The 25,150-nt window shown below is 48.8% G+C and carries 20 protein-coding genes; 13 read left to right on the forward strand and 7 right to left on the reverse strand.

The genetic code is table 11. The features are described 5' to 3' along the window. Window positions 1-237 precede the first annotated feature (237 nt). The 3 genes from lon (at window position 238) to CWB99_RS18440 (ending at window position 5,350) form a co-directional block, all read left to right on the forward strand. Window positions 238-2,601, forward strand: coding sequence for an endopeptidase La (lon, locus tag CWB99_RS18430; protein WP_138551565.1), 2,364 nt, complete (start codon window positions 238-240; stop codon window positions 2,599-2,601). Between the two features lie 226 nt (window positions 2,602-2,827). Then, the gene (gene hupB, locus CWB99_RS18435; RefSeq protein WP_010386462.1) at window positions 2,828-3,100 is read left to right on the forward strand and encodes a nucleoid-associated protein HU-beta; all 273 of its coding nucleotides are present in this window, start codon (window positions 2,828-2,830) and stop codon (window positions 3,098-3,100) included. 336 nt (window positions 3,101-3,436) lie between these two features. Continuing rightward, the gene (locus tag CWB99_RS18440; protein ID WP_138551564.1) at window positions 3,437-5,350 is read left to right on the forward strand and encodes a SurA N-terminal domain-containing protein; all 1,914 of its coding nucleotides are present in this window, start codon (window positions 3,437-3,439) and stop codon (window positions 5,348-5,350) included. 52 nt (window positions 5,351-5,402) lie between these two features. Here the strand turns inward: CWB99_RS18440 and CWB99_RS18445 are convergent, their stop codons facing one another. The 6 genes from CWB99_RS18445 to pspF form a co-directional block, all read right to left on the reverse strand. Further along, entirely contained in the window at window positions 5,403-6,164 is a 762-nt protein-coding gene (locus tag CWB99_RS18445) for an ATP-binding cassette domain-containing protein (RefSeq protein WP_138551563.1), read from the reverse strand. Continuing rightward, window positions 6,149-7,156 (reverse strand): peptide ABC transporter ATP-binding protein, encoded by a 1,008-nt coding sequence (locus CWB99_RS18450; protein WP_138551562.1) that lies wholly within the window; start codon window positions 7,154-7,156, stop codon window positions 6,149-6,151. Before CWB99_RS18450 ends, CWB99_RS18445 begins: the two co-directional genes overlap by 16 nt. Beyond that, a complete protein-coding gene (locus CWB99_RS18455; protein WP_138551561.1) occupies window positions 7,156-8,049 on the reverse strand; it encodes an ABC transporter permease subunit in 894 nt (297 codons plus the stop codon). Before CWB99_RS18455 ends, CWB99_RS18450 begins: the two co-directional genes overlap by 1 nt. Further along, window positions 8,036-9,070 (reverse strand): ABC transporter permease, encoded by a 1,035-nt coding sequence (locus tag CWB99_RS18460; protein WP_138551560.1) that lies wholly within the window; start codon window positions 9,068-9,070, stop codon window positions 8,036-8,038. The genes CWB99_RS18455 and CWB99_RS18460 overlap by 14 nt, the downstream gene beginning before the upstream one ends. 2 nt (window positions 9,071-9,072) lie before the next feature. Further along, window positions 9,073-10,662, reverse strand: coding sequence for an ABC transporter substrate-binding protein (locus tag CWB99_RS18465; protein WP_138551594.1), 1,590 nt, complete (start codon window positions 10,660-10,662; stop codon window positions 9,073-9,075). Between the two features lie 92 nt (window positions 10,663-10,754). Then, window positions 10,755-11,819, reverse strand: a complete 1,065-nt coding sequence (gene pspF, locus CWB99_RS18470) for a phage shock protein operon transcriptional activator (RefSeq protein ID WP_138551559.1) — start codon at window positions 11,817-11,819, stop codon at window positions 10,755-10,757. Between the two features lie 181 nt (window positions 11,820-12,000). Between pspF and pspA the strand changes: the two genes are divergently transcribed. The 8 genes from pspA to CWB99_RS18510 all read left to right on the forward strand — a co-directional run bounded on the left by pspA (window position 12,001) and on the right by CWB99_RS18510 (window position 18,705). After that, complete coding sequence (gene pspA, locus CWB99_RS18475) at window positions 12,001-12,660, forward strand: phage shock protein PspA (protein WP_054017327.1); 660 nt, start codon at window positions 12,001-12,003, stop codon at window positions 12,658-12,660. Between the two features lie 74 nt (window positions 12,661-12,734). Next, window positions 12,735-12,968: an envelope stress response membrane protein PspB gene (gene pspB, locus CWB99_RS18480; RefSeq protein ID WP_010386732.1), complete on the forward strand. Its 234-nt coding sequence runs from the start codon at window positions 12,735-12,737 to the stop codon at window positions 12,966-12,968. After that, window positions 12,965-13,381, forward strand: coding sequence for an envelope stress response membrane protein PspC (gene pspC, locus CWB99_RS18485; protein ID WP_138551558.1), 417 nt, complete (start codon window positions 12,965-12,967; stop codon window positions 13,379-13,381). The genes pspB and pspC overlap by 4 nt, the downstream gene beginning before the upstream one ends. A gap of 98 nt (window positions 13,382-13,479) precedes the next feature. Continuing rightward, window positions 13,480-14,886 carry a YcjX family protein gene (locus tag CWB99_RS18490; protein ID WP_138551557.1) on the forward strand — a complete coding sequence of 469 codons (1,407 nt, stop codon included), beginning with the start codon at window positions 13,480-13,482 and terminating at the stop codon, window positions 14,884-14,886. Next, window positions 14,883-15,959: a TIGR01620 family protein gene (locus tag CWB99_RS18495; RefSeq protein WP_138551556.1), complete on the forward strand. Its 1,077-nt coding sequence runs from the start codon at window positions 14,883-14,885 to the stop codon at window positions 15,957-15,959. The genes CWB99_RS18490 and CWB99_RS18495 overlap by 4 nt, the downstream gene beginning before the upstream one ends. Before the next feature lie 201 nt (window positions 15,960-16,160). After that, window positions 16,161-17,339, forward strand: coding sequence for a trans-sulfuration enzyme family protein (locus CWB99_RS18500; protein WP_138551555.1), 1,179 nt, complete (start codon window positions 16,161-16,163; stop codon window positions 17,337-17,339). A gap of 213 nt (window positions 17,340-17,552) precedes the next feature. Continuing rightward, the gene (gene phhA, locus CWB99_RS18505) at window positions 17,553-18,350 is read left to right on the forward strand and encodes a phenylalanine 4-monooxygenase (protein WP_138551554.1); all 798 of its coding nucleotides are present in this window, start codon (window positions 17,553-17,555) and stop codon (window positions 18,348-18,350) included. Between the two features lie 10 nt (window positions 18,351-18,360). Then, complete coding sequence (locus CWB99_RS18510) at window positions 18,361-18,705, forward strand: 4a-hydroxytetrahydrobiopterin dehydratase (RefSeq protein ID WP_010386740.1); 345 nt, start codon at window positions 18,361-18,363, stop codon at window positions 18,703-18,705. A gap of 97 nt (window positions 18,706-18,802) precedes the next feature. Here CWB99_RS18510 and barA read toward each other — a convergent pair whose 3' ends face one another. Further along, window positions 18,803-21,580, reverse strand: coding sequence for a two-component sensor histidine kinase BarA (gene barA, locus CWB99_RS18515; protein WP_138551553.1), 2,778 nt, complete (start codon window positions 21,578-21,580; stop codon window positions 18,803-18,805). 82 nt (window positions 21,581-21,662) lie between these two features. On the opposite strand from barA, the gene rlmD reads away from it, so the two are divergent. Further along, a complete protein-coding gene (rlmD, locus tag CWB99_RS18520; protein ID WP_138551552.1) occupies window positions 21,663-22,988 on the forward strand; it encodes a 23S rRNA (uracil(1939)-C(5))-methyltransferase RlmD in 1,326 nt (441 codons plus the stop codon). A 4-nt stretch (window positions 22,989-22,992) separates the two neighbouring features. Then, on the forward strand, window positions 22,993-25,149 hold the full coding sequence (relA, locus tag CWB99_RS18525; RefSeq protein WP_138551551.1) for a GTP diphosphokinase: 2,157 nt from the start codon (window positions 22,993-22,995) through the stop codon (window positions 25,147-25,149). The last annotated feature ends 1 nt before the right edge of the window (window position 25,150 follow it).

Genomic DNA, 25,150 nt, shown 5'->3' on the forward strand with positions numbered 1-25,150 from the left:
GGAGCAAATATGACGCTAACAGCGTTAAAAATTTCTCATTTAGAACAACTAAATAGCAAAATTTTTGCCTTGTTATCGAGCCTGTTTTCTCGCCTCAAAATAGAACACTTAATTAAGCAAATTGGTATAAACTCAAACTAGAAATCGATACGGGTTGGTAGATAGGTTGAACTTTTTGAAGACAATCCCCATATACCACCCTAATCCTTGAAATTAATGAAGTGCGAAGAGAATATAATGACGCTTGAGAGAATGGATCGAGTCGAAATACCCGTATTGGCACTGCGTGATGTGGTCGTATACCCTCATATGGTGATCCCGCTATTTGTAGGCAGAGAAAAATCAATAAAATGCCTCGAAGCTGCGATGGAAAATGACAAGCAAATTTTTTTAGTGGCGCAAAAAGAGGCATCTATTGATGATCCCGACACTGATGATATTTATCAGGTCGGTACTGTCGCCACGGTATTGCAATTACTAAAGCTGCCTGACGGTACAGTCAAAGTGCTGGTGGAAGGTACTCAGCGAGCGAAAATTGAAAAGTTTCTGGTCACTGACGACTACTTTTTAGCTGAAGCACAGTTTATTGCCTCTGAAAACATTGAAGGCCCGGAGCAGGATATTTTTATTCGCAGTGCCATTAGTCAGTTTGAAGGGTATGTAAAACTCAACAAGAAGATACCGCCAGAAGTACTGACTTCTGTTTCTGGTATTGATGAAACGGCACGCCTTGCAGACACTATGGCGGCACACATGCCGATTAAAGTGCCGGAGAAACAAAAAGTACTGGAGCTTTACAACGTCACAGATCGCCTAGAGTATCTGATGGCATTGATGGAAGGTGAGATAGACTTGCTTCAGGTTGAGAAGAAAATCCGTTCACGCGTCAAAAAGCAGATGGAAAAGTCTCAACGAGAGTACTATCTCAATGAGCAAATGAAAGCCATCCAGAAAGAGCTGGGTGAGCTGGATGATGTGCCAGACGAGTTTGAAGCGCTGAAAAAACGCATCGGTGAGGCTCAGATGCCCAAAGAAGCGGAAGAGAAAGCGACCTCTGAGCTGAACAAGCTTAAGATGATGTCTCCGATGTCGGCAGAGGCGACTGTGGTTCGCTCTTACATAGATACCTTGATAGGTGTGCCGTGGAAGAAACGCTCGAAGGTCAAAAAAGATCTTGCGAATGCGCAAAAAATCCTTGATGCAGACCACTATGGGCTTGAGAAAGTTAAAGATCGCATTATTGAGTATCTGGCGGTTCAGCAGCGCACCAACAAGCTGAAAGGGCCTATTTTGTGTTTAGTCGGTCCTCCAGGGGTAGGTAAAACCAGTTTAGGGCAATCTATTGCACGTTCAACAGGCCGTAAGTATGTACGTATGGCACTGGGTGGTGTGCGTGATGAAGCGGAGATCCGTGGCCACCGACGCACCTACATAGGCTCTATGCCAGGTAAACTGATCCAGAGCATGACCAAAGTGGGAGTGAAGAACCCTCTGTTCTTGCTGGACGAAATCGACAAAATGTCTTCAGATATGCGTGGCGACCCGGCTTCAGCATTGCTTGAGGTCCTGGATCCAGAACAAAACAGCAGCTTTGCCGATCACTATCTGGAAGTAGAGTACGATCTGTCTGATGTGATGTTTGTGGCGACGTCTAATAGCTTCAATATCCCAGGCCCATTGCTTGACAGGATGGAGGTGATCCGTCTTTCTGGTTATACCGAAGACGAAAAACTCAATATCTCAAAACAGCACCTTATCCCGAAACAGATTAAACGTAACGGGTTGAAGGAACATGAGATCGAGATAGAAGATAGTGCCATTATTGATACTATCCGCTACTACACACGTGAAGCAGGTGTGCGCAACCTTGAACGTGAACTGTCAAAGCTGTGCCGTAAAGCTGTTAAGAGCATTCTGCTGAGTAAGTCTAAGGACAAGGTAGTGATCAATGCCGACAATCTGGAAAGTTATCTGGGTGTTCAGCGCTTTGATTATGGTAAGGCGGAAGATGGCGACCGTGTTGGTTTAGTGACTGGTTTGGCCTGGACAGAAGTAGGCGGTGATTTACTGACCATAGAGTGCGCAGCGGTGCCAGGTAAAGGCAAACTTGCTTACACGGGCTCTCTGGGTGATGTGATGCAGGAATCGATTCAGGCTGCAACGACGGTTGTACGCAATCGTGCCGACAAGCTCAGAATTAATGACGACTTTTACGAGAAGCGTGATATCCATGTGCATGTACCAGAAGGGGCGACGCCCAAAGATGGTCCAAGTGCCGGTATTGCGATGGTAACAGCCCTGGTCTCAAGCCTGACAGGCAACCCTGTGCGTAGCGATGTGGCTATGACTGGCGAGATCACGTTACGTGGTGAAGTTTTACCAATTGGTGGGTTAAAAGAAAAACTGTTGGCAGCACATCGGGGTGGCATTAAAACAGTTGTTATCCCCAAAAAGAACGAGCGCGATCTCAAAGAGATCCCGCAGAATGTTCTGGAAGGTCTGGAAATCCACCCTGTGAGCTGGATTGACGATGTTTTATCGCTGGCACTTGCTCATCCTGTAGACAGTTTTACCATTGAGTCGCAAAAGTCGGCCGGGTAAAGCAGAAAAAGTACATAAAAGTGCGTAAAAAGGGTTTTCAAATCTAAATGGTATGCTAACTTAAGCACTGTATTTAGCCTGGTAGCTCACAAACCCCCGTAGTTACTAGGCTTTGAGACATTAGATGAAATAGAGAATCGTTAGATTTCTCTGAGTTAACTACAAAAGTGATGTTAGTGGTAAGCCCTCATCGCTCTTGATAATAACAATGTAAGAGGATGATATTGTGAATAAATCTCAATTAATCGATCAAATCGCAGCTGATGCTGATATTTCTAAAGCGGCTGCTGGTCGTGCTCTGGATTCATTCATTGAGTCAGTAACTGGTGCGCTAAAAGACGGTGACTCAGTTGCCTTAGTTGGTTTTGGTACTTTCTCAGTACGCGAGCGTGCAGCACGTACTGGTCGTAACCCGCAAACTGGCGCGGCAATCGAAATCGCTGCAGCTAACATCCCATCTTTCAAAGCCGGTAAAGCTCTGAAAGACGCGGTAAACTAAGCAGATTCAGCTCAATCTGCCGAACTACCTATGTTAAGATAGTGTAATTAGGCGAGATAAGCTTCAAGATAAAAAGCGTATCTGTTAAGATACGCTTTTTTTATACCATCTGGATGATGCCGCATATTGGCTTGCTCCAATCTGGACTGAGCTAATCATACTGAAGTGCAAACGGCCTGCTTACAGGTCGAATGAATGTGCTTGCAATCGCAGCGCTTATCCATATAAATAGGTACAGAGACAAGACAGGTGCCAATGTGCTATGCACAACGGACCTGGATATGCGATAAACCCAAAGTACTGAACATGCTTTGACTTAGATAAGAGATAGAATAAATGCTAGAAAAGATTAGAGAGGGCTCACAAGGCCTGGCAGCCAAAATTATTCTTGGTGTAGTGATCTTGTCTTTTGCGTTGGCAGGGATCGGTGGTTACCTAGGTCAAACCACAGAGCAGGCCGTAGCAGAAGTCAATGGGGTTAAGATCACACAAATGGAATTCTCACGTGCCTTTGAAAACGAACGTGCACGTCTGGAACGTCAGTTTGGTGAGTATTTTACGCAAATCTCTGCTGATCCAGCATATATGGCTCAGGTCCGCAGTGGGGTCATAGACCGTCTGGTACAACAAGAATTACAAAACCAGTTAGCGATTGAGCTGGGACTCAGAGTCAGCGATGATCAAGTAAAGCAGGCAATTTTTGAACTGCCTTACTTCCAGCTTGGCGGTGAGTTCAGCAACGACAGATACTTGCAGTTGATCCGTCAGATGAACTTCCAGCCAGATACTTTCCGTGAATATATGCGTGAAGAAATGACCCGCAATCAACTGGTTTCAGCTGTGGCAGGTTCTGATTTTGTACTGGACAACGAGCTTAAGCATACCTTGGCTTTGCAGCAGCAGACTCGGGACATTGATTACATGACGCTGAGCAAAGACACAGTGAAGCAGGACGTTGCTGTTACTGAGGAAGAGATTTCAGACTACTATCAGCTTAATCAGGAGCAGTTTCAGGCCCCTGAGCAGATTGCACTGCAGTATCTTGAGCTTAAATCAGGCGATATTACATTGGAAAAGCCAATCTCTGACGAAGAGGTACGTGCTTACTACGAAGAAAATCAGACACAGTATCTGGAAGAAGAGCGTCGTCGTGTGGCACACATTCTGATCGAAAGTGCAGAAGATGCTGATGCGGCGAAACAAAAAGCCGAGTCGCTTTACCAGCAGTTACAAGGTGGAAAAGACTTTGCAGAGCTTGCATCAACCGAGTCTGATGATATCGCGTCTGCTGAAGTGGGCGGTGATCTGGATTGGATCGAGCGTGATATGATGGAGCCTGAGTTTGAAGAGGCGGCATTTGCACTGGCAAACGTCGGTGACATCTCTCCGGTAGTAGAAACTGAATTTGGTTTCCATATCATTAAGCTGACGGACCTTCAGGCGCAGCAGTCTAAAGCATTTGAAGACGTTGCAGCGGACTTACGTGCAGAGCTGGAAAGCACCGCTAAAGCAAATGCCTTCTATGAAAAGCAATCTCAGATCGCTGAAGTCGCTTTTGAAGTCGCGGACTCTCTTGAAGATGCAGCCGCTGTCGCTGACATTGAGCTTAAAAGCACAGAGCTGGTATCGCGCATGGCGTTGCCTGCACCGCTTAACAACCCGACAATTGCCAATGCTATTTTTACGCCTGAGCTGATCGAAGACCGAGTAAACTCAGAAGTATTAGAAGCGGGTAATGAGCACATTGTTGTGGTGCGTGTGCTGGATCACAAGCCTGCAACAGTTAAACCGCTGGAAGAAGTGACAGCACAGATCAAAACGCGTCTTGAGAATGAAAAGGCTTCTGAGCTTATCAAAGAGAAAGCAAAAACATTATTTGCACAGCTGGAAGACGGCAAAGCGCTGAGCGATATTGCTGCTGAAGAGTCTGCTGAAGTTAAAAGTGAAGCGGCGTTGAAGCGACAAAGCTTTGCAGTGGCCCCTGAAATTGTCCAGCAGGCGTTTAAACTGGCGCACCCAGAGGCAGAACAGACACTACCAGCGTTAGTTGAGCTAAATAGTGGTGACGCGGCACTGTTGGTACTGAAGGGCGTAACGACCACCGCAGTAACGGGTGATGTTGAGCCACAACAGAAGCAGAACATTACAATGTCGGTCGTGAATAAGAACTTCCTGGCATTATTAAATGCGCTGGAGTCTGACGCGGATGTGGTTCGTCCGACGCTTCAGTTCAGCGACGAAGTTCAGTAATTCATTGTACTGAATAAAAAACGCCGGCATTGTCCGGCGTTTTTTTATGTCTTTATACAGCCAGAAGCTTTTGCATGACTTTAGATTTGGGAGCGCGAAAGATAGACTCGCTGTGGCCATACTCTACGCTTCTACCTCGGCTCAGGACGAGTAATTTGTCACTCATATGGCGCACCAGGCTCAGATGGTGGGTGATCAGAATGTAGCTGAGCCCGGAATCACGCTGTAACTCCAGCAGCAGGTTGACGGTCTGAGCACGTACTGAGGGATCGAGTGATGATAGCGCTTCATCCAGTACCACGACTTTAGGGTCCAGGATCAATGCCCGAGCGAGTGCGACTCGCTGTAATTGTCCACCACTGAACATATGTGGATAATAATCATAGTGCTCGGAGAGAAGCCCCACACGAGACAGGGTGGCGACGATTTTTTTGTCGCGTTGGTGTTTGGTTAGCTGCGTGTTCAATCTCAGACAGTCGTCGAGCATATCGCCAATGGTCAGACCCGGGTTGAGTGAACGAGTGGGGTCCTGAAAGATAAGGCGAATGTGGCGGCAGTCATGGTTCTGATGACCGTTGTCTTCTATCATTTCACCGTTTAGCAGGACCTGCCCTGAGTCTGCGTGTTCGGCACCAGCCAGAACGCGAGCCAGAGTACTTTTTCCGGACCCCGTTTCCCCAATAACCGCCAGCGTTTCACCGGGAGCAACTGCGAAGGAAACGTCTTTAAGTACTTTGACGCGCTTTCTTCGGAACAGACCTGCGCGCGTGTTAAAAGTCTTATTCAGTGATTGCACTTTTAACACGGGTTGCATTTTTTCTTCTCCTGAAGCAATGGAAAGTGGCAGGCATAGGCATGACCGTGCGACTTAACCTGATCCGGTGTAACGACACACTCACGCTGTGCTTGCGGGCAACGAGGGCCCAGCCGGCAACCAATTGGTAAGTGTTGTAGTGGTGGTATGGTGCCTTTAAGTGCAAAGAATGACGCTTTGTGGCCAATCCCGTGAGCATAGTCAGGCAGTGATTTCACCAGCGCTTGTGTATAGGGATGATAGGGGTGACAAAATACTTTCGTTGTGGGCCCCGCTTCGACCATCTGGCCACAGTAAAGTACATGCATGGCATGAGACCAGTCGGCGATTTCCTCCAGCTCATGGGTGATCATCAAAATTGACATATTTTTAAGCTGGTTGAGGCTTTTCAATAAACGGAAGACCTGCGCCCGGGTGGTGGTTTCGAGTGCGGTAGTGGGCTCGTCGGCAATCAAAAGCTTAGGGTTTCTGGCAATGGCCATGGCAATCATGACCTTCTGACAGACACCTTCTGAAAGCTCATGGGGGTAGCTGCTCGACACGCGGCGGTGATCCCGGATCCCGACTTTGTGCAGCAAAGCTTTTACTTTTTCTTTGCGCTCATTGCGGCGACTAAAAAAGCCGCCTTTAAAACAGTTGTCGGGCAGTGACTCTGCCACCTGCTCAAAAATCTTAGCGGTCGGATCCAGGCTTCGACTTGGCTCTTGATAGATCATGGCAATATCCCGGCTCACCAGCTTACGGCGTTTTTCCGGGCTCAGGCGCATCAGATCTACCCCTTGCCAGTGCATGCGGTCAGCGGTGATGCGCCAGCGATCATTTAAAACCCCTACAATGGCCTTGGCTATCAAGCTCTTGCCAGAACCGGATTCGCCCACCAGGGCATGTACCTCACCTTCTTTAAGACTCAGGCTGACCCGGTCAACGGCGCGGATCACACCATTGTCTGTGGGTAATTCTATGGTGAGGTTTTTGATATCAAGTAATTGCATTAGTCTGCCTTTCTCGCCTGCAATGCGTCGCGTAGCCCGTCACCGACAAGGTTAGTCGCAAGCACGGATAAAAACAACAGCGCGCCGGGCAAGCCTACGGTCCAGGGAGCCAGGTAAATCAACCCCAAGTTTTCCGCCAGCATCGCTCCCCATTCAGTGGTAGGAGGTTGAGCTCCGAGCTTCAAAAACCCAAGGGCAGCAATATCCAGAATGGCAGTCGATAGTGCCAAGGTGAAAATAACCACGATATGCTCATAAATATTAGGCAGTACACCGCGAATGATTAATTGCCAGCGGTTTGCGCCGTCCAGTCTGAAGGCACTGATATAGTCTTTATTAAGTTCTTCAACCACCAGGTTACGAATTGAATGAATATATTGAGGGAGCAGTGCGAAAATAATGGCCCACACGGTGTTAAAAAGACCGGGGCCCAGAATGGCAATAATGATGATGGCCAACAACAGCGATGGAATGGCCAGGGTGATATCCAGCAGGTGATTGAGCAAGCTAGACTTAAAGCCCTGGCTACACCCTGCCAGGGTGCCCAGTACAACCCCTAATAAAGTGGTTAGCAGTGCCGCAACGATAGACAAGCCAAAGGTATAAGTGGCTCCACGCATCAGCCGAGACAAGACGTCACGGCCCAAATCATCGGTACCCAGAATAAAATTAACATTCCCCTCATCGTGCCAGGAAGGGGGGAGCAATAAGGCATCGGCATGCTGCTGATCGATACCATAAGGGGCTAACAATGGTGCCAACAGGGCAAGCAGCGTCAACGCAATAAATAGCCATAGCCCAACCAGTGCCGGGTGGTTCGCTTTAAACTTGCGCCACAGCCGGGATAACGGAGAGCGGTTAGACTCTTCTGTAAAGAGATTAAACTTTGCCATGGGCCTGGTTCCTGGCTAGCGGGTCAAGGAGGGTGTGGATCACATCTGCCAGCATATTCGCGAAAATAACAAAAAAGGAAACTGCCAGCAGGCCCCCCTGAATGGCCGGATAGTCTCGCTGATAAATACTCTCTATCATCCAGCGACCGATCCCCGGCCAGGAAAAAATTACTTCTGTTACCATGGCCAGTGTGATCAGCGTGCTAAATTGCAGACCTATCTGTTTTATCACCGGTAGCAATGCATTGCGCAGTGCGTGGTCAAGGATCAACTGCCGACGGTTAAGGCCTTTGGCCCGCGCCGTTTTAATATAGTTTTGTTCCAGTACGGTTAGCATGGAGTCCCGGGTAAAGCGAACGAGCACTGTAGTAGGGTACATGGCTAATACGACCGTTGGTAGCGTCAGGTGATGCAGTGCATCTGCAAAGGCCTGGCCACCATAGGGGAAGTCATGCAACCAGATATCCAATAAAATAAAATTCGTGACGGGCGGAATTTCGTAGAGCAGACCGATACGACCCGACATAGGAAACCAGCCAAAACTGAGACAAAAAATCATGATCAGCAACAGCGCCAGCCAGAAAACCGGTATTGAAAAGCCAAGCAAGGTCAGTGAACTGATCACTTTATCTGGCCACTTGTTGTGATAAGCACTGGCAATCACGCCGGCTGGGATGCCAAGGCACAGTGCGACAATCAGTGCATAGACACAAAGCTCTATGGTGGCCGGAAATAGCTGTTTTACATGGCCGAATACTTCCTGGCCAGAAGATAAAGACAATCCCCAGTCGCCCTGAAAGAGACGGATCAGAAAGGCTTGATACTGAACCAAAAGACTGTCATCGATATGGTATTTCTGCTGCAAAATTTGTGTCTGGCTGAAGCTGGCATTCAGTTCACCACTGAAGTTGGTGAGCAGATCTCCCGGAAACAGATAGTTCAATGCAAAGGTAAATGCGGTGAGTGCAAACAACATAAATAGCAACAGGCTAAGGCGACGAAACAAAAAGTCTGCAAACATAATCAGTTTTTCCTCGCGTTAGCCAAAGAAATACCACCAAAAGGGCGCAGCTCTATGCCCATCACACTGGTATTACTTGCTTGAAAACGCATACCATGGGCAATCGGTACAACGGGTAGCTCTGCAATCAACATTTGCTGAGCTTGCTGATAAAACTGTTTTCGTAGCTGCAGATCACTGGTGTCGAGTGCCTGAGTCAGCAGTAAGTCAAACTCCGGATTACACCAGTTTGCAGGATTTTTACCACTGAATGTGGCCGTGCAGCTTAACAAAGGGCTGAAAAAGTTGTCCGGATCTGGGGTATCCGCAGCCCAGCCGAGCAGGACACTGTCATGTTCGTGGCGACCAACCCGTTCCAGAAAGGTGTTCCATTCGTATTCAACTATGGTCGCACGGATCCCTATTTCACGCAGATCGCTCTGAATAAGCTCGGCCATTTTTCGGGCATTCGGGTTATAAATGCGAGATACCGGCATGGCCCACAAATCCATTTCAAAGCCATCTGGATACCCTGCCTGCGTCAAAAACTCTCGGGCACGTTCCGGGTCATAGCTGGGCATGGCCTGAGTCTGGAAAGCCCAGGACGAGGGAGGTAATATCGATCGTGCCTGAATCCCGTTGCCGTAGAATACCGCTTTCATGATCTTTTGAAAGTCGATGCTGTGCGCCAGTGCTTTACGAACCAGGACATTATCAAAGGGCGGCTTTTCGGTGTTAAACGCCCAGTAACCGACATTCAGGTTGACGGCTTTATCAACTCGAATGTCTTTGCGTGCGGCCAGGGTTTCAAGCTGAGTGGCACTGGGGTGGGCGGTAATATCACACTCTTTAGTCAGCATTTTAGCGATACGGCTGGTATTGTTGGTGGTGATGTCGTACACCAGCTGATCCATGGCCAGGTCGTGTTTCCAGTAGCCGGAGTGCTTGTGGTAGCGGATCAGGTTATCTCGCAGGAACCCCTTATACTTGTAGGGTCCGGTGCCCACGGGCAAGATATCAAAATCTTGTTTGCGTTGTTGCGCGACCAGCTGCATGGCATACTCGTGTGACAGGATCACTGCAAAGTCTGTGGCGATGTTTGACAAAAAACTGCTTTCACTGCTGAACAGTTCAAAACGTACAGTATAGTCATCTACTTTGATTATCTGGCGGATCAGCTGATCCATGCCCACACTTTGAAAATAGGGGTAGTTCGCATCACCCACAAAATGAAATGGGTTATATACGTCGAACAGGCGACTAAATGAAAACACCACATCGTCCGCATTCATGGTACGGGTAGGGGTAAAATAGTCCGTGCTATGGAAAGTCACATCCTTGCGCAGAGCAAAGGTGATTTGCTTGCCATCCTCACTGATTTCCCAGCTGGTTGCCAGCTCAGGACGAAACTCAGCGGTAAGGGGATCAATACTAATCAGCGTGTTATATAGTTGATTAGCGATAATATCTATGGTTGAGCCGGTGGTGGTCACTTGCGGATTAAATGACACCGGATTGGCTTCAGCGCAGTACACGATCCCCTGGATCTTACGCTGCGCCTGTGCAGCGTTATCGCTGCAGCCAGTGAGCAGTGTACCTAACAGGACTGTAATCGGTAATAGCCAGAGTTTGGCAATATACCGATAATATTTCCTGACGCTGGGCGTCTGGGTGGGTGGTTTATCAGTTGCTCTGTTAGCCACGGCTAAGCCTCTTGTTGCGAGTCCAGTAAGTTGTATTTCTTCAGATAACCACGCAGCTGATGATAGGTCAGTCCCAGGTTCTGAGCGGTTTTTTTCTGATTGAACTGGCTGTGCTCTAGTGCATTGCGCAGCAAGTCGATTTCGAATTCATTAGAGAGCGATTTGAGATCGCACGGAAATGAGGCAACAGACGGTTTGGTCTGCGGCGCGTCTGACATGAGCACGGGAGCGGCAGTGGTCTGAGCTGGGATATCAGCGGCTTTTTTGATTCTTTGCGTGGGTCTGTAGGGGCTGGCAAATGGGTCGAATACAATCTGATGCACCGCCAGTTGTTCGCTGCCATGACGATACAAACTACGCTCCACCACATTTTTAAGTTCACGAATGTTACCCGGCCAGGCATAGTCGAGCAGCATTTCTGTGGCGCTACGGGTAAAACCACTGAATAAAGACCAGCCTAAATCGCGGGCCATGTTAATCGCAAAATGTTCAGCTAATAGCAGGATGTCTTCTTTACGCTCACGCAGTGGCGGTAATGTAATAACGTCAAAGGCTAATCGGTCGAGCAAGTCGTGGCGAAATTCGCCATTATCAGCCAGAGATGGCAAGTCTTCGTTAGTCGCGCAGACAAGTCGGGTATCAACCTTGACCGTTTGTTTACCGCCAACCCGTTCAAATTCGCCATATTCTATGACCCGCAGGAGTTTTTCCTGCACCATAGCTGAGGTATTGGCAAGCTCATCAAGAAACAGGGTGCCGCCGTTGGCGCGCTCAAAGCGACCTTCATGCCGTTTACTGGCACCGGTGAAGGCACCACTTTCGTGACCAAACAGCTCACTTTCCAGCAGGTTTTCGTTTAACGCCGCGCAGTTGAGTTTGACATAATTCTGGTCCCACCGCTCGGATAAGTAGTGTAAACGGGCCGCTATCAACTCTTTACCGGTTCCCCGCTCACCGATGATCAGTACCGGCTTTTCCAGCGGAGCAAGCTGAGACACCTGATCCAATACAGCAAGGAAGCTATCCGACTGGCCGAGCAAATTATCCTGTTGGCGAAACTGACTCATATTGCCTAACTCTTAGTATTTTTGACTAACATCTAGTGTATTTTAAAAAACAGTGAAGCGAAAGTCTTTTTCTTTAATTATAACTTGTTGATTTTAATAAAGTAATTTTATTGAAAAGTTGGCAAGCTAATTGATACATCTAATCAGCAAACTAAATTACTAACCAAAGAGGTAATAGATTATGGGAATCTTTTCACGTTTTGCTGATATTGTTAATTCTAATATCAATGCGATTCTGGATAAAGCGGAAGATCCAGAAAAAATGGTCCGTTTGATCATTCAGGAAATGGAAGACACCTTGGTTGAAGTGCGTTCGACGTCCGCAAAAACGCTGGCAGAGAAAAAAGAGCTGGAGCGTCGCGTTGAGCAGCTGCGCACTCAGGCGGATGATTGGCAGCAAAAAGCGGAACTGGCGCTGACCAAAGACCGTGAAGATCTGGCGCGTGCGGCCTTGCTTGAAAAGCAAAAAGCCACCGATGCGGCAGACAGCGTGACACAAGAGCTGGCACATGTTGAGTCGCACATTGAGAAGCTGCAACAGGAAGTCACCACATTGCAGGAAAAACTGGCTGATGCCAAAGCACGTCAAAAAGCCATTGTATTGCGTCAGCGTTCAGCCGAGTCTCGTCTGGATGTCAAAAAGGCACTGGATAGCAGTAAAGTTGAAGATGCGCTGAACCGCTTTGAGCGCTACGAGAGCAAAATCGACGGACTGGAGTCTCAGGTGGAGTCTTATGACTTGGGCAAAAAGTCACTGGCAGATGAAATTGCTGATCTGCAAAAAAATGAGAAAGTAGACGACGAGCTTGCGGCACTGAAGAAAAAATTGGCCGACAAGTGAATTTGACTGCACCTGCTGTTAAGGTAGGTGCAATAATGAAAAGAACAACGTGCCAGGTTAGACAGGAGAGGAATATGTTTGATGCAGAGATTTTAGTCGCCCCGATCATCATCTTTATGATTGTAGTGGCACCGCTATGGTTGATCCTGCACTATCGCAGCAAAAAGCAGGTCAGTCAGGGGCTGAGCGAACACGAACACCGCCAGCTGGTTGAGTTAGCGCATAAAGCAGAGAAAATGGCGCAACGCGTTGAAACGCTGGAGGCCCTGCTTGATCAAGAGTCACCAGAGTGGAGACGCAAAGTATGAGTAAACGTAGACGAGAATTATACCGTGACCCGAAAAGGGGAAAATTAGCTGGGGTGTGCGCGGGGCTGAGCGACTACTTTGATATGGAGTTATGGCTGGTCAGGATCCTGTTTGTCACTGCGGTACTGTTATCCGGTGGCCCACTGTTTATCGTAGTCTACATCGCCTGTTGGTTTATTCTGGATAAAAAAGCAGAGACGTCACAGACGCCAGGTGCAGACAGCAATTACTCAAGCAAAGACGAAGATCCTGTGTCAGTGAAATTTAAAGTTTGGCAAAAAGGCGAGCCGCCACGCCAGGCGCTGTTTGACCTGAAAGAGCGTTTAACGCGTCTCGATGGTCGTATCCAGCACATGGAAACGTATGTGACGTCGAGCGAGTACACGGTAAAACGCGAAATCAATAAACTATAGTAACTGACATATAGTAACTGACAGATACGCAAAGGGGCGCTGCCCGGGCGTCGGCAGCCCAGTCACCTTTGCTGACAAAATAAGGAATGTGTGCCTTTATGAGTGTATCGGGCCTGACTGCCAGAGCGCTGCAAAAATTACAGCAAACTACCCACAAAACCCTTACCCGAAGCCTGGACAGACATGTCAAACTGGCTGTAACTGGTTTCAGTGGTAGCGGTAAAACCGCTTTCATCACGGCTTTGGTAAAACACCTAACCACTCAGGCCACGGCGCAAAACTTACCTTTTTTGGAGGTGGTGCGAGAACAGCGTCTGGTAGCCTGCAAACAGGTGCCACAAAGTGCGCTGGATATTCCCAGTTTTGAATACCACAATGCGGTAAGTCATTTATTAGCGGATCCTCCCCGCTGGCCGCCCTCAACACAGCGGATCAATACACTTACACTGGCATTGAAATTTCGATCCGCGAAGGGCGTCAGGCAGCATCTGAGCGAAACCCATACCGTCTATCTTGAACTGATTGATTATCCGGGTGAGTGGTTGATGGATTTGCCTATGCTCAATCAAAGTTTTGCTCAGTGGAGCGTACAGCAGCTCAGGAGGCTGGCTCAACCTGATTATGCACAGGTAAGCGCCCCGTTTTTGCAGCAACTGGCTCAGTTTGATGCGCACGCAAAAGTCAACGAAAGCGAACTGACGGCAATGGCCAGTGTCTACGCGGATGTCTTAAAACAACTCAAGGCTCAGACCCGGCTGGCGCAGCTGCAGCCCGGGCGCATGCTGATCCCCGGAGAGCTCGATGGTGCGCCGATTTTACAGTTTTTCCCATTGACCGCGCCAGATAATGCTGCTGAGCAGAGTCAGTATCGTCACCTTGAGCAGCGCTTTGAAGCGTATAAAAAGCAAGTGATCACACCATTTTATCGAGAGCACTTTTGCCGCTTTGACCGTCAGCTGGTGCTGGTGGACTTGCTCAGTGCACTAAACGATGGCCATACCACGCTGGCGGAAACTCAAAGCGCATTAAGTGATACGCTGGCAATGTTTCGCCATGGTAAAAGTGGGCTCCTGTCACGGTTGTTTCGCCCCAGCATAGACAAGGTGCTGTTTGCAGCAAACAAATGCGACAGTGTGGCGCTGGCCGATCAGGATAAGCTGACACGCCTATTACATTCGTTGCTCTTACCCAGCGAAAACGAATTGAAATTTTCAGGCGTGGAGATCGATACGATGGCAATTTCGTCGGTGAAAAGCACGCAGCCGAAGCAGGTAACTGAGCAGGGGAAAACTTTATCCTGCGTTTATGGCAAGCCGGTCGGTGAATCTAAGTATATCAGCTATTTACCGCCGATCCCGCCAGAACATCTGCCCGGAGCACAACAATGGCCCAAACAGGGGTATGAATTTTTGTCCTTTGAGCCTTATCCGGCCTACCAGGGGCAAATCGAGCATATTCGACTCGATCATGTATTACAGTTTTTATTGGGAGATAAACTTCAATGAGTGAGCCAGCCCAGTCACATCGCGGACGACGAGTTCAGGTTGAAGCGGATCCCGAGGCTCCCCAGTCAACGACAGCACCCGAAGCCGAACAACAGGCACGACGCATCGAACAAAACCCTGAGCAGGAGAGTGTAGGTACGCCACCAGCGTCCGAGCAGACCTTTGATACCCAGTTGCCGTCACTTTCCATGGAGCCAGTTACACAACCGGCCAGATCTGGATTGACCTGGCGCAAACTGTTGCTGCTGGGATTGGCTATTCTGATCCCGGTAGAAATGACCCTGACCCTGCTGGATGCGCTAAACCGCAGCTGGGTTTTGGCCGCACTATATGGGGTTGTGATTGTGAGTGCGCTGGCCGTGCTTTGCAAGTTCGGCTGGTCTGAAGTCCGCGCCCTTGGCAGGTTAAAAAAGCTCGAACAGCAACGCGCCGGGGCACAAAGGTTGTTGAGCAGCAACCAAATTGGAGAGGCACAAACCTGGTTAAAGCCACTTCTGAAGCAACACGACCAACAGCAGGTCAGCCAGTTTATGGCGACCATACAACCTCATTTCACTGATAGGGAAGTACTGGCACTGTACGACAAAACCTTACTTCAGGATGTAGATGAGCGCGCCCGAGCGCTCATTGTACAGTTTGCCAGTACGTCAGCCTTGATGGTGGCGATAAGCCCGATGGCCATCACCGATATGCTGGCCGTGTTGTGGAGAGGCGTTGTTTTGATAGAAAAGATCAGCCAGTTGTACGGCATTAAACTGGGTTATCGCAGCCGCATTGAACTTTACCGGTTGCTGCTCAAACAGATCGTTTTTGTCGGGGCCAGTGAGTTACTGAGCGACCTGGCGGCCACCAGCCTGGGTGCCGAATTACTGGGTAAACTGTCGGCGCGCTCTGCACAGGGACTCAGTGCAGGCGTGTTCACCGCTCGACTGGGATACAAAGCCATGGCCTTATGTCGACCTATTCCCGCCAGTACGCCTGCCTCCGGCTACTTATCACAGACGGCACGTAAATTGGCGAACCTGTTAATCCGTCAGTCCACCGACAGATCGGATGAGACAACTAAAAAGTAGTGTGTGAGCACTTGCTTTCATCTTTGTTATTGAATTGACTGTGTTTTTACTTATATCCTTCTGCCTTTTGACAACTTATGTGTACACCCGGGTTAATTTAACCGGCCCGGGTTAGCCATCTGCGCGTCCGGCACGCTTGTACATTGCGGTGTCTTGGAATATCTAATTGGTATTCGTCCGAATAACAAAAATAGGCAAGCAATGAAGAAGTTACATGATCAGACCAATTGTATTCATGGTCCACACCACTTTGATGACCCGCACGGTGCCCTGACAGCACCTCTGTATCAGAGTTCGACGTTTAAGTTCAAGGATGCGGCACAAGGCGCAGCGCGTTTTGCTGGCGAAGAAGCCGGTTATATCTATACACGCCTTGGCAATCCGACCACCCGTGAGCTGGAAGAAAAGCTGGCGCAGCTCGAAGAAATGGAAGATGCTGCCGCTACGGCAACAGGCATGGGCGCAGTATCTGCCTCAGTGCTGAGCTTTTTACAGCAGGGCGATCATCTAATTGCCTCTAAAGCGCTGTATGGGTGTAGCTTTGCTTTGTTTGCACACATGTTACCTAAGTTCGGCATTGAGGTGACTTTTGTAGATATGACGGACCCGCAAGCACTGGCCGATGCGCTGCAGCCTAACAGTAAGATGTTGTTTGCCGAAACACCGATCAATCCCAATATGACGGTACTGGATTTAGCCATGCTGGGACAGTTTGCTCAGCAGCATAAGTTGATCAGTGTGGTCGACAACACCTTTATGACGCCACTACTGCAAAAGCCCAAACACTTTGGTATCGATATCGTGATCCACAGTGCGACTAAGTACCTCAATGGTCATGGTGACGTCGTAGCCGGTATTGTCTGTGGCAGTGCTGAGCACATAGAGACAATCAAGCTCACCGTACTAAAAGACATCGGCGCGACTATCAGCCCACACGATGCCTGGCTTATCAACCGGGGGCTCAAAACCTTACATGTGCGCGTTGCAAGGCACTGTGAAAATGCGCAGAAAGTAGCCGAGTTTCTCGATAATCATCCTAAGGTCGACACTGTTTATTACCCAGGCTTGCCATCTCATCCTGGCTACCGCTTCCTTGGAGAGCAGATGAAAGGCGCTGGTGGTGTGATCGCTTTTGAAATCAAAGGCGGGGTCAGTGAAGGTGAAAAGTTCATCAATGCGACTGAGCTGTGCACCCTGGCTGTAAGCCTGGGCGATCCGGAAACGCTGATCCAGCACCCGGCATCGATGACACACTCTCCTTACACGCCTGAAGAGCGTCAGGCAGCCGGGATCTCGGATGGCCTGATCCGTATTTCCGTTGGGCTTGAGGCCGTCGAAGATATCATCGAAGACCTGGAAAAAGCGTTTTTTTGTATATAAATATTTACAGTGAATCGCTTTGAATGCCCTGTAAATAAAGGGGTGTGTTTTTTGGTGTTCAATTGTGTAAATTAATTGGTACAAAATGGACCTTTCTGGCCGGGCCGATTTCAGGCCTGGCTATTAAACTTTTCCTCACTTTTACATAGTATCCGGGTAACACTTTGACGCGTTGTTTTTGTTCAGATGCGACGCATTACCAAGAAGGTTACTATGGCTAAATCGAGTAAATACACGTCTAAACAGCCCAACGAGCAGGGCCTGATCGAATGGACAGAAGAAGAAAATCAGATCTGGTCAGAACTGGTTGCCAGACAGCTTGAGTGCATCAAAGGCAAAGCGTGTGATGAGTATCTCGAAGGCCTGCAAAAAATCAATTTACCCCACGACCGTATCCCGCAGCTACACGAGCTGAACGAGGTACTGGAGCGTGAAACGGGCTGGCAGGTCGCGCCAGTACCTGCGTTGATCGACTTTGATGAGTTTTTCCGCCTGCTTGCTAACAAGCAGTTCCCGGTTGCCACTTTTATCCGCAGTCGCGAGGAGTTTGATTACCTGCAGGAGCCGGATATTTTCCACGAAATTTTTGGCCACTGTGCCATGCTGACCAACCCCGCGTTTGCAGAGTTTACTCACAAATATGGTCAGCTGGGTTACGCGGCAGAGAAAAAAGACCGCGTATATCTGGCCCGCCTGTACTGGTTTACCGTTGAGTTTGGCCTGATGCAAACCAAAGATGGTCTGCGCATATACGGCGGTGGTATCCTGTCCAGCCCAGGAGAAACTCAGTATGTCTATAGCGGTGAGCCAGAGATCAACGCTCTTGAAGTACTGGATGTACTGCGTACACCATACCGAATTGATATTATGCAGCCTTTGTACTACACCATTAACGCCATTGACGATTTGTTTGATATCTCACAAATGGATATTATGGCGCAGGTACGTAAGGCCAAAGAACTGGGTCTGTTTGAACCTAAGTTCCCACCTAAAAACAAACTAGCAAGTTAAGGATTTATTGATGTCTGATTTAAGTGCACAAAAATGTGAAGCGTGTCGTGCGGATGCGCCTAAAGTGTCAGATGCCGAATTAGCTGAACTGATCAAGCTGATCCCGGATTGGGTGCCAGAAGTACGTGATGGCATTATGCAGCTTGAGCGTGTTTACAAGTTTAAGAACTTCAAGCAAGCCATCGCATTTACCAACAAAGTAGGTGATATGGCCGAAGACGAAGGCCATCACCCAGGCCTGTTGACTGAGTGGGGCAAAGTAACAGTAACTTGGTGGAGCCACTCTATCAAAGGTCTGCACAAAAATGACTTCATCTGTGCAGCGAAAACTGACGAGATCTTTGCAGCACTATAAGCATAAGATGTCATGCTAAAACAGAAAAAGGCGCGTCAGCGCCTTTTTTAATGCCTGTAGGATTGTCGAGCCATAGCGGACAACCTCTTTACGTTTGCTAATGCGTAAGCGTCGGTCCCGATACGGCTTGTGAATCTCGCTCTAAATGTTGCAGCTCATCAATCAGCTCCAGCAACTCCGGCTCAATATAATCAAAGTCACGTGACTGTTTTAAAGCGGTCTCCAGGGTTTCGGCGAGGTTTTTAAGCGTCGGCACGCCCGTATAACAACAGGCACCATGAAACTTATGGATCACGGTCAGCAATGTTTGGGTGTCTTCCTGCTGCGCCGATTCATTCAGCTGACCAAGCGTCTCCGGCACACTTTGTAACAACATGTCCAACATCTCCAGGGCCAGCTCTGGTTTATTACCTGCGCGCTGTAATGCCAGTTCCCAATCTAGTAAGTGGCTCTCAAATGGGGCAATGCTGGCGACCTGGGGCTGTTGTGCTTTTTGCTTCTCCGGCGGTAATGAAGGGCTATAGTCGCAAATAATCTGACGCAGCATGTCTTCATCTATGGGTTTCGTCATATAACCGTTAAAGCCATCTTTGATCAATTGTTCCTTCTCACCGGTCAACGCGTGGGCGGTGACCGCAATGATTGGGGTATCGTCGTTTAAGGAAGACTCTTTAATCATTCTGCATGCGGTGATGCCGTCCATAATGGGCATTTGAATATCCATAAAGATCAGATCATACTTTTGCGATTTACATAAGCTGACAGCCTGCGCCCCATTGTGTGCGGTATCTATGGTATCAACCTGCTCTTCGAGCAATGTATAAAGTAGCTTCAAATTAGCATCGTTATCGTCGGCGATCAGCACTTTGAGCGGCAGGTGTGCCAAGTCAGTGTCGTCAATCGATACGCTTGGATGATCTAACCGGTACGGCGCTGCCAGCATATCGCACAGTTTACGGTGGTGCATGGGTTTACTGATACAGGCATCGGCACCGCTACCGATTAAGGATTCGCGCATATTGTGAGAAATGGTATTGACCATCAGATACAGATAATCCGCCATTTCTCTGGCCTGTGCAATATAGGCTTTAACCGTTTGCATATCATCTACGGTTGCCATATTACCGATCACACAGATGTCGTATTTAAACTCCTGCTCGAGAGCCTCGAAGAATGCTTCTTCATTTTTACAGCAAGTCACCTGCATTGCCCAATCTTCAAGCTGAGCTTGAACGGCATTGCGGGTGTGTTCTTGCGGCTCAAAATACAGCACACGCTTGTTTTCCAGTGGTTTGGTTGGCAGGTCGTCGTCGAACAATCGGCTTGGCAGATTAAAAATGGCGTTAAAGGTAAAGCACGAACCATTGCCCGGCGCAGAGTTTAGCGTAATGCGGCCACTCATGGCTTCGACAATATGTTTGGTGATGATTAAGCCAAGGCCTGTGCCGCCAAATTTGCGGGTAATGCTGGAATCAGCCTGAGCAAACGGGGTAAACAGAGTGTCCTGCTTTTCCTGTGCAATGCCCAGCCCGGTATCACTGACGGAAATAAGCAGCGATGTCTGACTGTCGCCCTTTAATCTGTGGCTGATATCGACTTTAACCGAGCCCTTCTCAGTGAACTTGATGGCATTACTGATCAGGTTGATCAGCACCTGCTTAAAGCGTGTGGGGTCGCCAACCAGATTGTCCGGGACCTGACGATTTATGGCAATCGACAGCTCCAGTTGCTTCTCATAAGCACTGGGGGCAAGCAGGGTCATCACTTCATTTACTGCATCCCTGAGCTGGAACTGAATACTTTCAAGCTCCATGGCACCGGCTTCGAGTTTCGAAAAGTCGAGAATGTCACTGATGATGGTCAGCAAGCTGTTAGCCGATAGCTCAATGGTATCAAGGTAGTCTTTCTGGTGTTTGTTAAGGGGCGTTTTATAGAGCTGTCGGGTGAACCCAATCACGCCATTTAGCGGGGTTCTCAATTCATGACTCATCTTGGCGAGGAAATCAGACTTAACCCGGTTGGCTACCTGTGCTTCTTTTTTGGCGATATTAAGCTGAATGTTCTGGGTTTCGTACTGTTCCAGGGTTTCACGGTAATCGCAGGTGGCCTGATCTATGTGTTTTTGCATTTCATCCCGCTGCAGCACCATTTTTTCGCTAATGGTGATCAACCCTTCACGGAGCAAGTCAAACTCCCCTTGCATGGGCTGATCTACGCCAATTTTAGTTTTGCCCTCAAGCAGTTTATCTGTTGCCAGTAACAGATGAGAAAGGGGGGTGGAGAACATCCGGCTGAGTCGGGTCGACACAAAGGCACTGAGTAACAAGGCCACCATAATGATGGCACCACTGAACAGCAGAGCTTGTTGCTGACCAATGATGGCCTGGTCTTTACTGAGCTCAATCATGAGTACTGCGGTGGTGCGAGTGTGGGCATTTTGCCAGTCAGCGGCGGGTTGTTGCTGTAGTTTAACCGGCGCAAAAATGATGTATCTGTCGAGATACTGCACAATTTCCGTGGCGTGTAGCTCTGTCACATTGCCACGATAATGCAGTTGGTCAAAATCGTTGTGATAATTACTGGTTAGCAGCAGTTGATTGTCTTCATTGAACAGCGCGATGCTATTGACGAAGTTGCCATGTTGATTGTGGGTGGTGGTGATCACCCGATGTAACCTGGCTTTATCTCGTTCTGCCAGAGGTTGCTCCACCGTCATTGCCAGGGTGTTGGCCAGGCTGGTGCCTTGTTGCTTGAGGATTTGTTCAAGCTCAACGTAGCGATTTATAGTAAAATAGCCGCCAAGTACCAGGCCGATTAACACCGTTGGGATCAGGGTCAACACTAATACGCTGTCGCGCAAACTCAATTTAGACATAAATTGGATGTAAAACAGTAAGTAGTCTGAGTCCTAGAGTATCGAGTTAACAGGTGTTTAGCAATCTTATAGGGGCGGCAATATGGCACAAATATTTCGTGCTGGAAAATCTTCTAAACAACGCAGTAAACAAGCAGAAACAGTTGAGCTGACAATCGACTCGCTGGATCATCAGGGGCGGGGCGTGTGCAGGCATCAGGGGAAAGTCGGCTTTGTGGACGGCGCACTGGCCTCAGAGCGGGTTAAAGCACGTATCAAGGCACAAAAAAGTCGTGTTTTCGAAGCGTATACCATGAAAGTGCTTGAACCAAGTGAGGAGCGGGTTACGCCGTTTTGTGAATACTATCAGCAATGTGGTGGCTGTTCATTACAACACCTGAATGCCAGTGCTCAGTTGGTGCACAAACAGCAGGCGGTTTCGGCCTTATTTGACAAATTCGCCAAAGCAACTGAGTTGCCCTGGCTACCACCACTGACAGGGCCTGTTCACCATTATCGCCGCGCCGGGCGCATTGCCTGCATATATGACAAACAAAATAACCAGCTCAAACTGGGATTTCGTGCTGCCGGGTCAAAGAAGATTGTAGAAATTGATCACTGCGCGGTCATGGTCGATGTCTTTGCTGGTGGCTTTGAAGCATTACGCCAGAGTTTAAATGCGCATCCGGAGCTGCGTAGTGTCAGCCATATCCAGTTTTGTGCAGCAGATAATGGTGCATTTGTGTTGTTGCGTCATACCCGTTCAATCAGCGCTCAGGTGAAAGCACAATTTGCAGAGCGTCTTGCTGTTCAGAACTGGGAGTTTGTCTGGGATGATGGAAAGTCGCAACCTGAGTATGCGTTATTACCTGCCTATGAAAGTGCCGGGGTGACGTTTGAATTTAAACTCGATAACTTTATTCAGGTTAACCGCGATATCAATGAGCAAATGCTTCACAGGGCGTTAGAGTGGCTTGAACTTACTGGCGACGAACAAGTATTGGACCTGTTCTGTGGAATTGGTAATTTCTCTTTATTGCTGGCAAAACATGCAAACGAAGTGGTCGCAGTAGAAGGGGTCGCAGCCTCGGTTGCAATGGCACGCCAAAATGCGCACACTAACCACATCGACACGGTTAGCTTTCATCAGTTCGACCTCACCCAGCCACTGACTGAAGCCGACTGGTTTCACTCGTCGCTGGATGTATTAGTACTGGACCCTTCACGTACCGGGGCATATGAGATATTACGTCAGTTACCATTGACGCAATTTAAACAGGTTTTATATGTGTCCTGCGATCCGGTGACTATGGCCAGAGATGCGGCGCTGTTACTGGAAGCTGGCTTTGTGGTCGATAAAGTGTGTTTAATGAATATGTTCCCGCACACTGGACATATAGAAACCATGGCGTTGTTTCAAAGGAGGTAGTCATATGGTTGCGACTCGCCAGTCTCATCAATCCGGTCTTCCGGCAGACTTTCATGCCCGGCTTGCACTGCTCAACTTATCGCAGGAAAAGCGAGACAGGCTGGATCAGGTCTATGCCTTGTGTCCGGAAGAAGAAGCGACAACGACCCTGGCCAAAGCCATTGAGATGGTAGAGATCCTGGCGGAACTGAATTTCGATTCAGAGTCACTGGCCGGCGCATTCCTGACGCCCTACTTTTTATCCGGCCAGGTTGAAATAGATGCGATAGAACAAGCACAAGGCGAAAATGTTGCCTTATTGCTCAGAGGGGTTGAGCAGATGGCCTCAATCAGCACCCTGGCACATCAGAGCAAAGGCAGCCTGCAAATAGACAAAATCCGGCGCATGTTATTGGCCATGGTGGAAGATGTTCGTGCTGTGGTGATCAAGCTGGCAGAGCAGATCTGTTACCTGCGGGCCGTTAAAAATGCCTCTGAGGAAGAGCGGGTGGTGGCAGCTAAAGCCACAGCCAATATTTTTGCGCCACTGGCGAACCGGTTGGGGATCGGGCAGCTTAAGTGGGAGCTAGAAGATCTCTCATTTCGCTATTTACACCCGAAAACTTATAAGAGCATCGCCAAGCAGCTGTCGGATAAACGCCTTGATCGTGAAGCCTATATGACCAATATGGTCGACCTGGTCCAGAGTAAGCTTAAGGAAGCGGGCATTGAGGCTGAAGTGTATGGCCGACCCAAACACATTTACAGCATCTATAAAAAAATGATGCAGAAGAATTATGAATTCGATCAGCTCTTTGATATCCGCGCGATGCGGGTGGTGGTCAATGAAATTCAGGACTGTTACGGCGCGCTGGGCATAGTGCACACCAACTGGCGTCATCTGCATAAAGAATTTGACGACTATGTTGCCACACCAAAGCAGAACGGTTATCAGTCTATCCATACTGTGGTATTTGGTCCTGAAGGCAAAACCGTTGAGATCCAGATCCGTACCCAGGCAATGCACCAGGATGCCGAGCTGGGCGTGGCGGCACACTGGATGTATAAAGAAGGGGCTTTGCCGGGCCGTGGTTCGGGATATGAGCAGAAGATCAGCTGGCTGAGAAAACTGCTGCAATGGCAAGAAGAGGTCGTTGATGGCAGCGAGCTGGCCGAAGAGCTTAAAAACCAGGTTGTAGAAGACAGGGTGTATGTTTTTACGCCCAAAGGCGATATTTTTGACTTGCCACTGGGTGCTACGCCACTGGATTTTGCCTACTACATTCATTCCAATGTTGGCCACCGCTGCATCGGTGCTAAGGTATTTGGCAAAATCGTGCCCTTTACCCATAAGTTATCAACCGGCGATCAGGTCGAGATACTGACCCAGAAAAACCCCTCGCCAAGTCGAGACTGGCTCAGCCCGTCGCTGGGTTATGTGCACTCATCCAGAGCGCGCAGCAAGATCCACCACTGGTTTAAGCAGCAAGACAGAGATAAAAACCTGCAGGCGGGTAAAGAGATCCTCGATGGCCATCTGCAAAAGCTGGATTTAACATACAAAGACCTGGACTCAGCCATTGAGCGCTTTAATTTTAAAGAGCTTGACGATTTAATGGTGGCCATTGGTGCCGGAGATATTCGCATCAACCAGTTCCTGAATTATGTTCAGGACAAGCCGGACCCAATGCCCAAGCTCAAAATGAGTACGCCGAAAAAGCACAAAGGCGATAGCAATGGCATTGTGGTCGAAGGTGTTGGCAACCTGATGAGCCATGTTGCCAAGTGTTGTCAGCCGGTTCCGGGGGATGAGATCGTCGGTTATATCACACAGGGGCGGGGCATTGCCGTGCATCGTGCCGATTGTGATTCCTTTGCCCACATTTGTGAGCAGCATCCGGAGCGGGAAATTGCCGTCAGCTGGTCAGATGATGTACGTGCCTGTTATGCGGTTACCTTACATATTGAGGCCAATGACCGCCACGGCCTGATCCGCGATATCAGTTCGGTGCTGGCCAACGAAAAGCTCAATGTGATGAATATGAACGTCAACACGCAGGATGATAAGCACATTGCCATTTTCACTATGAAACTCGAAGTGGGAGACTTATCCGCAATGAACCGTTTGCTGACCAAGCTGATGCAAATAGAAGGGGTGTTTGAAGCCCGGAGGCAACACTGAG

The sequence above is a fragment of the Pseudoalteromonas rubra genome (assembly GCF_005887095.1).
GTDB classification, from domain to species: Bacteria; Pseudomonadota; Gammaproteobacteria; order Enterobacterales; family Alteromonadaceae; genus Pseudoalteromonas; species Pseudoalteromonas rubra_E.

Coding starts and splice junctions, on each gene's coding strand:
- CWB99_RS18445 (WP_138551563.1), bottom strand. CDS start 6,164: ATGCAACCCGTGTTAAAAGTGCAATCACTGAATAAGACTTTTAACACG.
- CWB99_RS18495 (WP_138551556.1), top strand. CDS start 14,883: ATGAGTGAGCCAGCCCAGTCACATCGCGGACGACGAGTTCAGGTTGAA.
- CWB99_RS18440 (WP_138551564.1), top strand. CDS start 3,437: ATGCTAGAAAAGATTAGAGAGGGCTCACAAGGCCTGGCAGCCAAAATT.
- CWB99_RS18450 (WP_138551562.1), bottom strand. CDS start 7,156: ATGCAATTACTTGATATCAAAAACCTCACCATAGAATTACCCACAGAC.
- CWB99_RS18500 (WP_138551555.1), top strand. CDS start 16,161: ATGAAGAAGTTACATGATCAGACCAATTGTATTCATGGTCCACACCAC.
- barA (WP_138551553.1), bottom strand. CDS start 21,580: ATGTCTAAATTGAGTTTGCGCGACAGCGTATTAGTGTTGACCCTGATC.
- rlmD (WP_138551552.1), top strand. CDS start 21,663: ATGGCACAAATATTTCGTGCTGGAAAATCTTCTAAACAACGCAGTAAA.
- lon (WP_138551565.1), top strand. CDS start 238: ATGACGCTTGAGAGAATGGATCGAGTCGAAATACCCGTATTGGCACTG.
- CWB99_RS18490 (WP_138551557.1), top strand. CDS start 13,480: ATGAGTGTATCGGGCCTGACTGCCAGAGCGCTGCAAAAATTACAGCAA.
- pspF (WP_138551559.1), bottom strand. CDS start 11,819: ATGAGTCAGTTTCGCCAACAGGATAATTTGCTCGGCCAGTCGGATAGC.
- phhA (WP_138551554.1), top strand. CDS start 17,553: ATGGCTAAATCGAGTAAATACACGTCTAAACAGCCCAACGAGCAGGGC.
- pspC (WP_138551558.1), top strand. CDS start 12,965: ATGAGTAAACGTAGACGAGAATTATACCGTGACCCGAAAAGGGGAAAA.
- CWB99_RS18510 (WP_010386740.1), top strand. CDS start 18,361: ATGTCTGATTTAAGTGCACAAAAATGTGAAGCGTGTCGTGCGGATGCG.
- pspB (WP_010386732.1), top strand. CDS start 12,735: ATGTTTGATGCAGAGATTTTAGTCGCCCCGATCATCATCTTTATGATT.
- relA (WP_138551551.1), top strand. CDS start 22,993: ATGGTTGCGACTCGCCAGTCTCATCAATCCGGTCTTCCGGCAGACTTT.
- pspA (WP_054017327.1), top strand. CDS start 12,001: ATGGGAATCTTTTCACGTTTTGCTGATATTGTTAATTCTAATATCAAT.
- CWB99_RS18455 (WP_138551561.1), bottom strand. CDS start 8,049: ATGGCAAAGTTTAATCTCTTTACAGAAGAGTCTAACCGCTCTCCGTTA.
- CWB99_RS18460 (WP_138551560.1), bottom strand. CDS start 9,070: ATGTTTGCAGACTTTTTGTTTCGTCGCCTTAGCCTGTTGCTATTTATG.